Source organism: Alkalicoccobacillus gibsonii (genome assembly GCF_016798245.1).
In the GTDB taxonomy this organism is placed as follows: domain Bacteria; phylum Bacillota; class Bacilli; order Bacillales; family Bacillaceae_D; genus Alkalicoccobacillus; species Alkalicoccobacillus gibsonii.
Genome location: NZ_JAEUZA010000002.1, coordinates 741,143 through 753,870 on the forward strand (window position 1 = coordinate 741,143; position 12,728 = coordinate 753,870).

Consider the following 12,728-nt stretch of genomic DNA (forward strand, 5'->3'; position numbering starts at 1 on the left):
GAGCTGTCCACTTCTTTTTTTATTTCTTTAATAGAATAGAGTTGTACAAGTTAGACCAATTGTTAACAAAAGTATCTTCATTGAATTCAGTAAGCATCGACACATTCGCGTTTCGACGTAGCTTTGTCAACAAATTATTGTCACGGAGTAATTCAATCATTTTGTCAGCTAATTGCTCAATGTTTTTATTTTCAACTAGAAGGCCATTCATTCCATCTTTAATAATATCACTTGGACCATACTTTAAGTCGTAACTTACAACAGGGCATCCATTAACAAGGCTTTCTAATAGGACTAAACCAAAACCTTCGTAATCACTAGTTAAGATTGAAAAAGCAGCCTCTTGATAGTAGATAGAAGGATTATGGGAGAAACCAACCATTTCAACATTATCTTCTACTCCTAATTCCTCTATAAGATGCTTAATATTTTCTTTGTTTTCTCCATCCCCTACTAAAACAAGTTTAATGTCTGGAACCTCATGTTTAGCTTTAGCTAAAGCTTTAATTGCATGATCATGAGATTTTTGCGCATTAAGCCTTGCTACCATAACAATCTTTTTCGGATCGTATGATTGTGCTTTAGGGATTTCTGGACTATTACTTTGAAACGCATGTGGGATGACAGTTATTTGATCTTTTTGTCCTACTCTATTTTCTATATCTTGACGTTGTTTATGAGTAAGAATAACCAATCCATCCATTCTGTCGACAGAGTTCAGCATCACTTTATGATTACTGTTGAATAGAGAGTCGACATTGTTAGGATCTTCTAAATGCATTGTGTGTAGAACAAAAATTTTGTAGAGATTTTCTTGTGTGTAATTCAGTACCAATTTATCTATGGAACGGGCTTCAGCTATCATGAAGATAGGACTCCTGCTTTTTTCAAGCACACAATCAAAGAAATGGTGTTTTAACTCATCTTCTGAATGTAAAATTTTTAAAGTTTCGCCGTTTTTATTAAAACGTATAATTCTTAATAATTTATTCTTTTTTTGCTCATCATTCCACTCAAACCATTTAGAGAGATAACATGTTCCATCCGGTCGATAGTAAAGTTCTTGACGAGGTTTCCGATTAGAGTAATCGTTATAAACAACTCTGGATAGGTAGCCTTTATTATCAAATTCTTCAGTTTTGTAACAATATCTATTTTCATTGAAGTAATCAACTTTAACTAACTCATTGCTATCAGAATACTTCATATACTTAATGTAAAGCCCGTTTTTATAGAGTCTATATGCATTTTTATTTTTTTCGATGTTGTAAGTAGTCTCATCTAAAGGGTGCACTACTCTAGGAAGTTCTTTGTTAGTTTGGCCTTTAAAAAATTCATATAGATTTAAGATTTGTATCCCTTCATTTATTTTCTTTTTCGAATATAGTTCCTCTTCAAGGTTAATGTAATGAGATGGATCAAATCTTAATGTGAGTATTTTAGTTTCTTGTCCTTTATGCTCGTAAAATAATCTTGCTCTTTGCAACATCGCTTGATTTAAACCTGTTATATTCTCAACAATTCTGTTCACTACAAAAATGTTCGTACATTCTGGGAAATTAGTATTCATTGAATTTTCCTTTCAAGATGCAGAGTTTTCAACCATCATTTTGCATTAGTGGTTTTTATAATTTTACCATATTAAAATGAATAGGTTAATCATTGAGAGCCATTACCACATTGTTTCTAAATTATAAATTATAGATTTATTAAGATAGCTTTGCTCGTATTGATTTTATTTGTTTATACCCGTTTTATAGTCAACTGTGAAGTTTTAATGGAAATTGTAAAAAAGAAGAGGCTTTCTGTAAATACTGTGTTAAAATAACCCTTAGACTATGAATCTAGGGGTTATTTATATGCTAAATATCTTTCCCAATAAGTTTGCTCGAGGGTTCACGATTTGTATAGATCTCTTTATTATAATAATGGCATACGTTTTGGCTTTTACTGTAAGATACAAAAGTACAGCACCACGAAATATTGAAGCTTTTATGTCCGTTATTCCATGGATCTTGCTAATTAGTGTTGTTTTTATCTGTATATATGAGGTAGACCGACTCGTGCAATATGATGTTTGGGACATTATACGTAAACTGGCTGTGTCTTTGACATTTATTATGTTGTTAACGATGACTGCTTCTTTCTTGTTTCGAGAGTTTGCATTACCGCGACTTGTTATTATTTTGGCACATGTGTTTGCATTTGGATTAATGCTTACATGGAAGGTATTATATACGAAGTATAATCAACTCTCAAAAAAAGGTAAGCTAATGTTTATTGGAGCAGAATCCGAGTTCCATGAAATGGAAGATAACCTTTCTCAGTTTCTCTCGAACAATGGAAGAGCTAAGTATTATGATATGAAGTCAAATGTTCAACAACTTAAAACACAACTTCTAAATTATGATTTTATCTTCTTAAGTTCCTCTCTTGAAGATGAGAAAAAGAACCGAATTATTTTCCATGCGATGAAAAATAATAAGCTTGTTTATATTGTACCAACAGTCAATGAATTGCTTGTTATGAATACATCAGTCACAACACTTGACGACACAATGGTAATGCAAGTCAAGCCGTTTACTCTTCCTGTAGCTCAGTTAGCCATGAAACGTCTCATGGATATTGTGCTATCATTAGCGATTTTGGTTGCTACATTACCTGTCTCTTTAATCGCTGCAATTACCATAAAAATTGAAGATGGTGGATCTATTTTCTTTAAACAAGAGCGAATTGGCAAGGACCATAAACAATTTCACATTCTAAAATTCCGATCAATGGTAGAAAATGCCGAAGAACAAACTGGCCCAACGCTAGCTCAATCTGGAGATAATCGCATTACGAAAATTGGACGTTTTATGCGAAAAACACGTATTGATGAACTTCCACAATTAATTAATGTGCTTGTTGGAGATATGTCTTTAGTAGGACCAAGACCAGAGAGAGATTTCTTCGCAGACCAATTCCAAAAGGATAATAAATGGTTTAACTATCGAAACACGGTTAAGCCAGGAATTACTGGCTATGCGCAAGTTATGGGGAAATATACAACAAATGTAGACAAAAAGCTTAAATTTGATTTGCATTATATTCGAAATTACTCCATTTGGCTCGATTTTATTATTCTTCTTAGAACTGTACTTGTTGTTATTAATAAGGCAAAGTCTGAAGGAGAAGTTAAAAAACCGAAAAAAGTGGGTATCTTTGCTAAGAAGCAAGAAGATTTTTAAAGAGCCATAAACCTCTTGTTACTTTCAGTGACAGGGGTTTCTTTTTGAATAGGAGAGTAAAGGAGAACATCATGAGAGCAATAATTGAACGATTAAAACAGTTTCCATTGGCTAGAAGGATATCTACGTGTGTAATGTTATTCTTATCCTTTCTTCCAGCGCAAAAAAAAGTCGTTATGTTTGAGAGCTTTTCAGGGAAGCAATACAGCTGTAATCCAAAAGCAATATATGAGTATATGGTTGAGCATAATAAGAACTATGATTTACTCTGGAGTGTAAATAAACAAAACAAAGCTTTATTTGACGAAGCAGGTATTCCTTATGTCGAACGATTTTCTTTAAAGTGGTTTGTTAAAATGTCTCGAGCAGGTTTTTGGGTGACAAATAGTCGTATGCCCTCATGGATACTCAAACCTGCACATACCACTTACATCCAAACATGGCATGGAACTCCTTTAAAGCGTCTAGTAGCAGATATGGAAGAAGTGCATATGCCAGGTACAGATCGTGAATCTTACATTAAAGGATTTCATGAAGAGGCAAAAAACTGGGATTTCCTTCTATCTCCTAATAAATACTCCACAGATATTTTTAAGCGAGCATTCCAATATCAAGGCGAAGTGGTTGAAGTGGGCTATCCTCGGAATGATGACCTTATCAAAAGGAATAACAACAAGGATATTAATGATTTAAAACAAAAGTACAATCTTCCAAAAGATAAAAAAGTAATTTTATATGCTCCCACATGGAGAGATCATGAGTATTATAAACCCGGCAAGTACAAATTCAAGCTTCAGCTTGACTTAAACGTAATGAAGCAGGAGTTAGGTGATGAGTATGTCATCATTTTAAGAATGCATTCATTTGTATCTGAGAGTTTTGATTTAAAAGCTCATAGCGACTTTGTTTTTGATTTTTCGTCAGGAGTAGATATTACTGATTTATATTTAATGAGTGACGTCTTGATTACCGACTATTCTTCTGTTTTCTTTGATTTCGCACTCTTAAAGAGACCGATAATATTCTATACGTATGATATCGAACTATATCGAGGGAAAATAAGAGGATTTTATTTCAACTTGGAAAAAGAAGCTCCGGGGCCAATAGCAATGAATACGCAACAAGTTATTCTTGAAATAAAAAAAGGTGATTATGTACCCCACCCCAATCTTCAACCATTTACAGAACGGTTTTGTTATTTAGACAAAGGATGTTCTGCTAAAGAAACAGTTGAACGTATATTTTAGCAATTAAACGAAGCAAATGTTAAGAAGGAGTTGTCACCCTTGTCTTCTGAAAAATTATCTACTTTTTTCTTTGATTCTAAAGAGATCATTGAATTAAGACGTCAAGTACAACCATATAGCCCTAAAGAGGACTTGTGGTCATGGTATGTCTTAAGACGAATATCAATTTACATTACTTTACTTTTAAATAGGTTGAAATTCTCTCCAAATACGGTTAGTTGGTTAAGTTTGTTTTTTGTTTTGTTATCAGGTTTATGTATGGTTTTAGCGACTCCAGTAAGTTTTATGTTAGCTTTTCTTTCATATAACATTGGATACCTTCTTGATTGTGTGGATGGGGAACTAGCAAGAATGACAAATAGAACTTCAAAATTGGGCTATTTTATCGATATGTTAATTAGAGCGGCTACATTACCTGTATTTATTTCATTTGTTGTTGCGTATTTGGTTCTAACAGATTATTTACCTATACCGAACTGGGGCCTACTTCTATTATATTTTACGGTTATCAGCATTGTGATGTCACTGCTTTTGCCATTATCTTATGATCTCACTCACACAAAGATGGAACAAGAAGATCCAGTACAAAAAATTAGAAATAAATCTATACTTTTTGAATTCACAGGTTTTATATTGGGGTTACCTGGATTTTTTGTAACTATTCTACTTGCGCTTTTACTTAGTTATCTAACAGGCTATTTATTTGTAGAATATTATTTACTTTTTTTTATTGCTGTACTCATCTTAAAAGTACTTTTAAGATTTGTAATCACAGTTAAAACTTTCTCTAAATAGGTGAAGCCTCTATGAATACCATTGATTCAAATGAATTAATTACAAAATCTGCAAAGGTCTCAATCCATAAACTGAACATGTCAAAAGGAATTCTGTATTTGGATTTTTCTGTTCGTTCTTTAAATAAAGATCAAGATCTCACATTTATTAGTCTGAGTTTAATTAAAAGAGATAACGAAGAAACAATAATTACACTTCCTGTTACTATAAAGTCTTCAGATCAACAAAAGAGTCGATTGTGTAGTCGTATACAGTTATCTGAGTTGTCACTAGATTCTTTTTACTGGGACTTTTACGTGAGCATTCAAACGTCAGCTGCCAACGTTGAAGACATACGTGTGATATGTGATCACTATCTAGTCCTTAAGAAGTTAAGACATCTCATGAAAAAATTCACATTGATAACTGATCAGAATTATATGGTCTATCCTTATGTTACTGTTAACGGTGGGCTAAGCATTACCTATCGAAAAAAGGGTGAATTTGAAGAACCAAAGCATAAGATAATGGAATACACTGCTTATTTCTTCTACGGTATTATTTATAAATTCATTCCGAAATCTTCTGTATGGTTAATTCATGAGAAGTTCTCCGAGACAGCGCAAGATAATAGTTTTTACTTTTTTAGGTACTGCTATGAGAAGTATCCTAAGAAAAAGGTATACTATGTCATAAAAAAAGGCGCTAAGGATGAAAAACAACTGGCAGCGTACAAAGACAAGGTTATATATTTTATGTCATTCAAACATCTTTTGCTTTTAATGTCATCTAAGCTCATTATTTCATCTGAAGCAAAAGGCCACGGATATGCATGGAGAGTTTCGCGCGGAGTATTCAAGAAAGTAATCACAGCTAAAAAGTTCGTTTTTTTACAACATGGTGTTCTTGGATTAAAAAAAGTCGACTCAACATTTAATTACGATACTCAAAACTCAGCAGAATTGTTTGTGGCATCTTCAGATTATGAAAAAGAAATTATTAGATCTAACTTTGGTTATAACACAGATCAGATCATGGTGACCGGTCTTGCAAGATGGGACGTTCTAGAAGATAAATCACAACTAAAGGGCGAAAGTGAAAAAAAAGAAATATTACTTATGCCTACATGGCGTAATTGGTTAGAAGAAGTTGAAGAAGATCAATTCATACGTTCGGATTATTATCAAGAGTATAATCAACTACTACAATCAGCCAGCCTTCATGAATTTTTGAAAGAGGAGAACCTATTATTAAATTTCTATGTTCATCCTAAATTCATGCCTTATGTTTCCACGTTTGTTCAATCGAGTGGTCACATACGCGTTATGGAATTTGGTGATGAGAGTGTCAACGAGCTAATTATGCGCGCGAGTGTATTAATTACAGATTACTCTAGTGTTGCTTGGGAAATGTACTATCAATCAAAACCAGTTATTTTTTATCACTTTGATTTAGAGAAGTATAATCAATATCAGGGAAGTTATATGGATTTTAAGAAGGAACTGTTTGGAGACGTGGCATATACGAATGCTGAATTAATTAGTAAACTTAAACATTCCTCAAATCTTGGATTTAAGGAAAATGAATCTGATTTCAAAAAGAAAAAGAACTATTTTAAGTACGTTGATCATCAAAATAGTCAACGCATTTATAATGAAATTATATTGTTAGATAAAAAGCTTTCTAAAAGAAAGTTGAATGTATTGGCACCTATTCGAAATTCAGATTTCCTTAAGACTTCGTGGAGAAGGTACAAGCATAATACAATTGTTAAATGGTTAATCAATAAATTAAACCGTGTACGAGCCAAAGGATGAGTGGAGGAGGTGTAGCATGAAGAAGGTAATAACATATGGAACCTTTGATTTGTTGCATAAAGGTCATATTAATCTTTTAAAGAGAGCTAAGGACTTAGGTGATTATTTAATTGTAGCCATCTCTACAGATCAGTTTAATGCATTAAAAAATAAAGAAGCTTATCATGATTATGAAAGTCGAAAATTGATTGTCGAAGCAATTCGATATGTCGATAAAGTTATTCCTGAGAAAGATTGGGAACAAAAACTAGCTGACGTAAGTAAATATAATGTAGATATTTTTGTTATGGGAGATGACTGGGAGGGTGAATTCGACTTCTTAAAAGAAAGTTGTGAAGTTGTTTATTTACCACGTACATCTGGAATCTCCACTTCAAAAATTAAGAGTGAACTATTTAAAAATGAAAGTCTTTAGAAAAGGCTTAACTTAAAGATTTTGTCATTTCATGAAGTGTGATATGATAGACAATATTGGAATTGTAACCTAGGAGGCAAACCATGAAAAAAGTAAGAAAAGCTATTATCCCTGCTGCGGGACTTGGTACTCGTTTTCTTCCTGCAACAAAAGCTATGCCAAAAGAAATGCTACCAATTGTCGATAAGCCGACAATTCAATATATTATTGAAGAAGCAATTCAATCCGGCATCGAAGACATCATCATCGTAACAGGTAAAGGAAAGCGTGCGATTGAGGATCATTTTGATCATGCGTTTGAATTAGAGCAGAACTTGATTGAGAAGGAAAAGTTTGAGCTCTTGGAGAAGGTTCAGGAAGCCTCTAAGGTTGATATTCATTACATTCGTCAGAAGGAAGCAAAGGGTCTTGGACACGCGGTTTGGTGTGCGCGTAAGTTCATCGGGGATGAGCCGTTTGCTGTGCTTTTAGGTGATGATATTGTTCAGAACCAGAAGCCTTGCTTACAGCAGCTGATCGAGCAATATGATGAGACTGGTTCTTCCATCATTGGAGTTCAGCAGGTTCCTGAGAATGTGACGGATCGTTATGGGATTATTGATCCCATTAGCCAGGATGGCCGCTTGTATAAAGTGAACCAGTTTGTGGAGAAGCCAGAGCTTGGAACGGCTCCATCAAATCTTGCTATTTTAGGTCGTTATTTGCTTACGCCTGAGATCTTTACATACCTTGAAGATCAACAAACAGGTGCTGGTGGTGAGATTCAATTAACGGATGCGATTCAACGCTTAAATGAAGCTCAACCAGTGTTTGCATATGACTTTGAAGGGAAACGTTACGATGTGGGCGAGAAGCTTGGATTCGTGATGACGACTCTTGAATTTGCAATGCAACGTGATGAGTTAAAGCCTGAGCTTATTAAGAAGATGAAGGAATATCTTCAGCTCGAGGATATTTTAAAGCCGTAATATAAAGTGAATATGAGGATTGTAAACCCTCTGTAAATGCTGTAAAGATCCTGCGCTTCCCTTAACTGGGAGGCGCTTTTTTTTCGTTGGGGGATTCTGCTACAATCAGTTTGTGACCATACTGGGTGATACAGGTTGTTTGTTAGAGGAGGAAGTCGGTTGTTAGCTAGACATGCGTTTGCTTATTTGCTTTCCCACGGAATACCGGCGTTGGTCGGGTTTGCAGCGATTGCTGTATATACGAGGTTGTTATCAGACGTTGAGTACGGCAGGTATGCGTTGGTTTTTGCCATTGCCGCCATGATCAATGCTGTTGTCTTTGAATGGCTTAAGGTGAGCTTGCTTCGCTATTACCCGCAGTATCAGGGAGAGCGACCATTTTTAGATACAGTGAAGCTTTGTTTTCTAGCATTAGCTTTTTTTAGTGCAGTGGCCGTGTTACCTCTCTATTTTTTATTTGAAGGGCTCGGATGGATTCACATTGTGCTCGCTCTTGTTCTTTCTTGGTGTCAGTCCTGGTACCAGATGAACTTGAATCTGCTTCGCTCGGAGTTTAATCCTAAGCTCTACGGATATCTCTCGTTCCTGCGTTCAGTCCTGGCTCTCGTATTTGGTGTGGTTCTGATAGTGGCAGGCTTTGATGAACTAGGTCTACTGTGGGGATTAATTATCGCATTTGTTGTGACGCTCGCTTGGCCGACCTATAAAAAATGGGGAGCAGGCATACGGCCTTCCTCCTATGATCCTTCCATTGTTAAAGGTTTTGCAGGGTATGGTGTGCCACTTGCTTTAACACTACTGCTTGGAGTGATCATTCATAATTCGGATCGATTTATTATTAGTGCGATGCTTGGGGTTGGACCCAATGGAACCTATTCAGCCACATATGATTTAACGGAGCAGACGATTTTTACGTTAATGCTTGTCATTAACTTAGCGGCTTTTCCACTGGCTGTGCGAACGATGGAACAGAAGGGCGAAAAAGAAGCGTTAGTCCAAGTAAGAGAGAATACAGGACTGCTTTTACTCATTGCCTTGCCCGCAATGGTTGGACTGTTGGTCCTCACTCCCAATGTTGTTGGCTTGATGCTTGGTGAGGGTTTTCGAGAAGAAGCGTTGCTCATTATGCCAATCATTGCTATAGGGGCTTTCTTAAAAGGAATGAAACTATATGCCGTAGATATTATCTTTCATTTACATAAACGTACGTCCATTCAAGTCATTCCTGTGCTTCTTGCAGCTGTGCTAAATGTGGTGTTCACCATTTTGCTTATTCCAGACTTCGGTTTACGAGGTGCAGCCGTTGCAACGGTGATTGCGTACGTAGTAGCCATTGGATTAAGCCTGGTTTTTATGAATCTTTCTATTCGCGAATTTCCATTCCCGGGTAAAGATTTTGTTAAGATTTTGTGTGCATCCCTAGTGATGGGAGCGGCGCTTTGGTTTATGCGAGAGCAGACGGGGATTATTTGGTTGGTTGTACAAGTCTCAACAGGATTACTCTTTTATGCGGTATTTATATTAGCATTTGATGTATTAGGTGTAAGAGCTTTAGTAAAAAAACGTATGGGCATCCGGAAAAGAGGCTAGAGACATGAAGAAGATTGCGTTTATTTTATATTCTCTTGAAGGGGGAGGCGTTGAGCGTTTGACTCTCCACTTGATCAATGGATTACTTGATAAAGGCTATAAAGTCGATTTGCTTGTTGTACAGCTAAAGGGTGAGTACGTAGATGAAGTTCCAGACGGTGTAAACCTCATTCATTTAAATAAGGCGAATCTACGTTCAAGCTTGCTGGCCATTCGCAGTTATTTAAAGGTACACCAACCTGACATCCTGATTTCTGCGAAGGATTATATTAACTTAATTGTGTTAGCTGCTAAAAAATTAACACGAGTTAAAACAAAAATAATCGTCAGCAGTCACGTGAATATATCGGAGCAGGCGCGGCAGCTCCCACAATTTAAACATGTTAAGCGTGGTATATCACTCATGTACCGTTTTGCTGATGATATTGTTTGTGTGTCAAAAGGGGTAGCTGAGGATATTCGAGAGGTCTCACGAGTATCAAGTGAAAAGGTACATGTAATCTATAACCCCATAGTGACACCTGAACTACTTGAGAACGGGGCAAAGCTGGTGCATCACCCGTGGTTTGATGAGGGAAAGAAGGTTCTTGTTTCAGTCGGCAGGCTTCATGTTCAAAAGGATTACCCAACCCTTCTTCATGCCTTTAAAAGCGTTTGTGAGGAAAAGGAGGTTAGGCTTCTTCTTGTAGGGGACGGTCCGGAAATGGATTCGCTTCAGGAGCTTGCTTCAAAGCTTAAACTGGATGATTTAGTTGACTTTGTAGGGTTTAAAACCAATCCGTATCCGTATATGAAGCAAGCGGATCTGTTTGTCCTATCTTCTGCGTGGGAAGGGTTTGGCAATGTGTTAATTGAAGCATTTGCGATGGGTACAACGGTTGTTGCAACGGATTGTCCAAGTGGACCTGCTGAGATTCTTGAGGATGGAAAACTGGGGACGCTTGTGCCTGTGGGAGAGGTAGAAAAAATGGCAGATGCCATTACATATGCACTTGATCATCCGCAGCCCGAAGCTGTACTAAAAGAAAGAGCCTCAACATTTTCCATAGAAAATTGTGTAAGGGCCTATGAACGCTTATTTTAAAAGATGGATGGGGGATACGATATGTTAAGCATTATTGTTCCGACACTTGGCACAAGGGTACCTGAATTAAATCGGTTATTTGATAGCCTAGAAAACCAAACAAGTCTTGAGTTTGAAGTTATTGTTGTATCACAGGATCATCACGAGGACGTGGCAGACTTGCTTTCTAGTCGATCGTTTTTACATCAGCAAGTAAAGTTATCTAAACGAGGCTTGTCCTATGCTCGGAATGAGGGGTTACAAGTGATAAAAGGGCGCTATGTGACCTTTTCAGATGATGATTGCTGGTACCCTCCTCATGCCGTTGAAAAAGTGGAGTGCTTTTTCTCTCAACATCAGGCACAGGTTGTTTGTTTTCAAATCTTCGACCCAACTACAAATCAAACGTATAAGTCTTATCCTACAGAGGAAGCAGTCCGGGTACGTTCAAGGGACTTATTTCGAAAGTCATCAATTGAAATCTTTGTGGATACACAAACAATCGATCAGGAATATTTAGCTTTTAACGAAAGCTTTGGTGCTGGAGCGAAGCATCCTAGCGGGGAAGAGAACATCTTTCTTTTTGCATTATACAGAGCGGGCTACACCATTAGCTACTTGCCTGAAGTGATTGTCTATCACTTAAAACCGACTCAAGCCTCACGTTTAGATGAACGGACAATGATCAGTAAAGGGGCATTGTTTGCTGCTTTATATCGTAAGCCAGTTGATCTTATTCTACTAACCGCATTATTTGCAAAAAAGATTAGGCATGTTAAGCGTCCTATTCGAACGTATGCAAAAGCAGTGTCACTAAGCTTTTCTGAAAAAGCAGCGAAATAGAAGCAAACAAAAAATCAATGAAAAAATGGCGAATGATTCTACGATTGAATCATTCGCCATTCTTATTTTTAACAAAACGAGCGGGTGTGAACCCGAGCCTCCTGTAGCGGATGAATTGCTATGTTCGGACCTTCCTTATTTGTATATATGTCACTCAGGAAACTCAAGAGCAGCTAGCTTGTATTCTCCGTTTTCTTCTGTCCACTTTGTGTAATAAAGCAAGTCTCCAGCAGGATCATAGCGGTAAAGCTCGTCATTGTATCGTGTATAACGAGTCTGTTCGTTCTCGCTAATGATCTCTCGTAACTGATTAATATCTGTTTCATCAACTGGTTGTTCAGATGACATGAGTTGATTAAAGGTATCTGTTGTAAATGAGTCAATGTTATTGCGAACATATTGATCACCCTCAAGTGTGCTTCGGATGACTAAAGGCTCTTGTCCACATGCGCTTAAGAAAAGTAGAGAAGATAGGATCGTGATACCTATTGTATATGTCAACGGTCTTGCTCCCTTCATATAGGTTCGAATTTAAGTATACCCACTTTTTTAAAGCATGCAAGCTGGTCTCATTTCGTTTGTAAAGAAGGTAAAGGAGCACGAGGTAGCGGTTAAATCCTTTTGTTTCGGCAAAGCTATAGATAGTTCATGTGTATGAGGTTTCATGGAAACCGACTTTTTATACCTATTGAGATGAGATCTTTAAGTAATCTTTACGGTCACTTAACAAAAGTGGTAATTGTGGCGTGCTATGATGATGACAGCCTAAAAAGACAAGGAA

The 12,728-nt window shown here is 36.7% G+C and carries 11 protein-coding genes; 9 read left to right on the plus strand and 2 right to left on the minus strand.

Features of this window, described 5'->3' with window-relative positions:
• Window positions 1-19: 19 nt before the first annotated feature.
• Window positions 20-1,570 carry a glycosyltransferase gene (locus JNO66_RS10370; protein WP_203088166.1) on the minus strand — a complete coding sequence of 517 codons (1,551 nt, stop codon included), beginning with the start codon at window positions 1,568-1,570 and terminating at the stop codon, window positions 20-22.
• Window positions 1,571-1,859: 289 nt separating this feature from the next.
• Between JNO66_RS10370 and JNO66_RS10375 the strand changes: the two genes are divergently transcribed.
• The 9 genes from JNO66_RS10375 to JNO66_RS10415 all read left to right on the plus strand — a co-directional run bounded on the left by JNO66_RS10375 (window position 1,860) and on the right by JNO66_RS10415 (window position 11,947).
• Window positions 1,860-3,230: a sugar transferase gene (locus JNO66_RS10375; RefSeq protein WP_203088167.1), complete on the plus strand. Its 1,371-nt coding sequence runs from the start codon at window positions 1,860-1,862 to the stop codon at window positions 3,228-3,230.
• Window positions 3,231-3,301: 71 nt separating this feature from the next.
• Window positions 3,302-4,477, plus strand: a complete 1,176-nt coding sequence (locus JNO66_RS10380; RefSeq protein WP_203088168.1) for a CDP-glycerol glycerophosphotransferase family protein — start codon at window positions 3,302-3,304, stop codon at window positions 4,475-4,477.
• A gap of 39 nt (window positions 4,478-4,516) precedes the next feature.
• Window positions 4,517-5,272: a CDP-alcohol phosphatidyltransferase family protein gene (locus JNO66_RS10385; protein ID WP_203088169.1), complete on the plus strand. Its 756-nt coding sequence runs from the start codon at window positions 4,517-4,519 to the stop codon at window positions 5,270-5,272.
• 11 nt (window positions 5,273-5,283) lie between these two features.
• Complete coding sequence (locus JNO66_RS10390; protein ID WP_203088170.1) at window positions 5,284-7,068, plus strand: CDP-glycerol glycerophosphotransferase family protein; 1,785 nt, start codon at window positions 5,284-5,286, stop codon at window positions 7,066-7,068.
• A 16-nt stretch (window positions 7,069-7,084) separates the two neighbouring features.
• Window positions 7,085-7,483, plus strand: coding sequence for a glycerol-3-phosphate cytidylyltransferase (tagD, locus tag JNO66_RS10395; protein ID WP_203088171.1), 399 nt, complete (start codon window positions 7,085-7,087; stop codon window positions 7,481-7,483).
• A gap of 83 nt (window positions 7,484-7,566) precedes the next feature.
• The gene (gene galU, locus JNO66_RS10400) at window positions 7,567-8,451 is read left to right on the plus strand and encodes a UTP--glucose-1-phosphate uridylyltransferase GalU (protein ID WP_203088172.1); all 885 of its coding nucleotides are present in this window, start codon (window positions 7,567-7,569) and stop codon (window positions 8,449-8,451) included.
• A gap of 159 nt (window positions 8,452-8,610) precedes the next feature.
• On the plus strand, window positions 8,611-10,041 hold the full coding sequence (locus JNO66_RS10405) for a lipopolysaccharide biosynthesis protein (RefSeq protein ID WP_203088173.1): 1,431 nt from the start codon (window positions 8,611-8,613) through the stop codon (window positions 10,039-10,041).
• 4 nt (window positions 10,042-10,045) lie between these two features.
• The gene (locus JNO66_RS10410) at window positions 10,046-11,125 is read left to right on the plus strand and encodes a glycosyltransferase (RefSeq protein ID WP_203088174.1); all 1,080 of its coding nucleotides are present in this window, start codon (window positions 10,046-10,048) and stop codon (window positions 11,123-11,125) included.
• Between the two features lie 21 nt (window positions 11,126-11,146).
• Window positions 11,147-11,947 carry a glycosyltransferase family 2 protein gene (locus JNO66_RS10415; RefSeq protein ID WP_203088175.1) on the plus strand — a complete coding sequence of 267 codons (801 nt, stop codon included), beginning with the start codon at window positions 11,147-11,149 and terminating at the stop codon, window positions 11,945-11,947.
• Window positions 11,948-12,097: 150 nt separating this feature from the next.
• On the opposite strand, the gene JNO66_RS10420 is transcribed toward JNO66_RS10415, so the two are convergent.
• Window positions 12,098-12,448, minus strand: coding sequence for a hypothetical protein (locus tag JNO66_RS10420; protein WP_203088176.1), 351 nt, complete (start codon window positions 12,446-12,448; stop codon window positions 12,098-12,100).
• Between the last annotated feature and the right edge of the window lie 280 nt (window positions 12,449-12,728).

Coding starts and splice junctions, on each gene's coding strand:
- JNO66_RS10390 (WP_203088170.1), top strand. CDS start 5,284: ATGAATACCATTGATTCAAATGAATTAATTACAAAATCTGCAAAGGTC.
- tagD (WP_203088171.1), top strand. CDS start 7,085: ATGAAGAAGGTAATAACATATGGAACCTTTGATTTGTTGCATAAAGGT.
- JNO66_RS10370 (WP_203088166.1), bottom strand. CDS start 1,570: ATGAATACTAATTTCCCAGAATGTACGAACATTTTTGTAGTGAACAGA.
- JNO66_RS10410 (WP_203088174.1), top strand. CDS start 10,046: ATGAAGAAGATTGCGTTTATTTTATATTCTCTTGAAGGGGGAGGCGTT.
- JNO66_RS10380 (WP_203088168.1), top strand. CDS start 3,302: ATGAGAGCAATAATTGAACGATTAAAACAGTTTCCATTGGCTAGAAGG.
- JNO66_RS10415 (WP_203088175.1), top strand. CDS start 11,147: ATGTTAAGCATTATTGTTCCGACACTTGGCACAAGGGTACCTGAATTA.
- JNO66_RS10375 (WP_203088167.1), top strand. CDS start 1,860: ATGCTAAATATCTTTCCCAATAAGTTTGCTCGAGGGTTCACGATTTGT.
- galU (WP_203088172.1), top strand. CDS start 7,567: ATGAAAAAAGTAAGAAAAGCTATTATCCCTGCTGCGGGACTTGGTACT.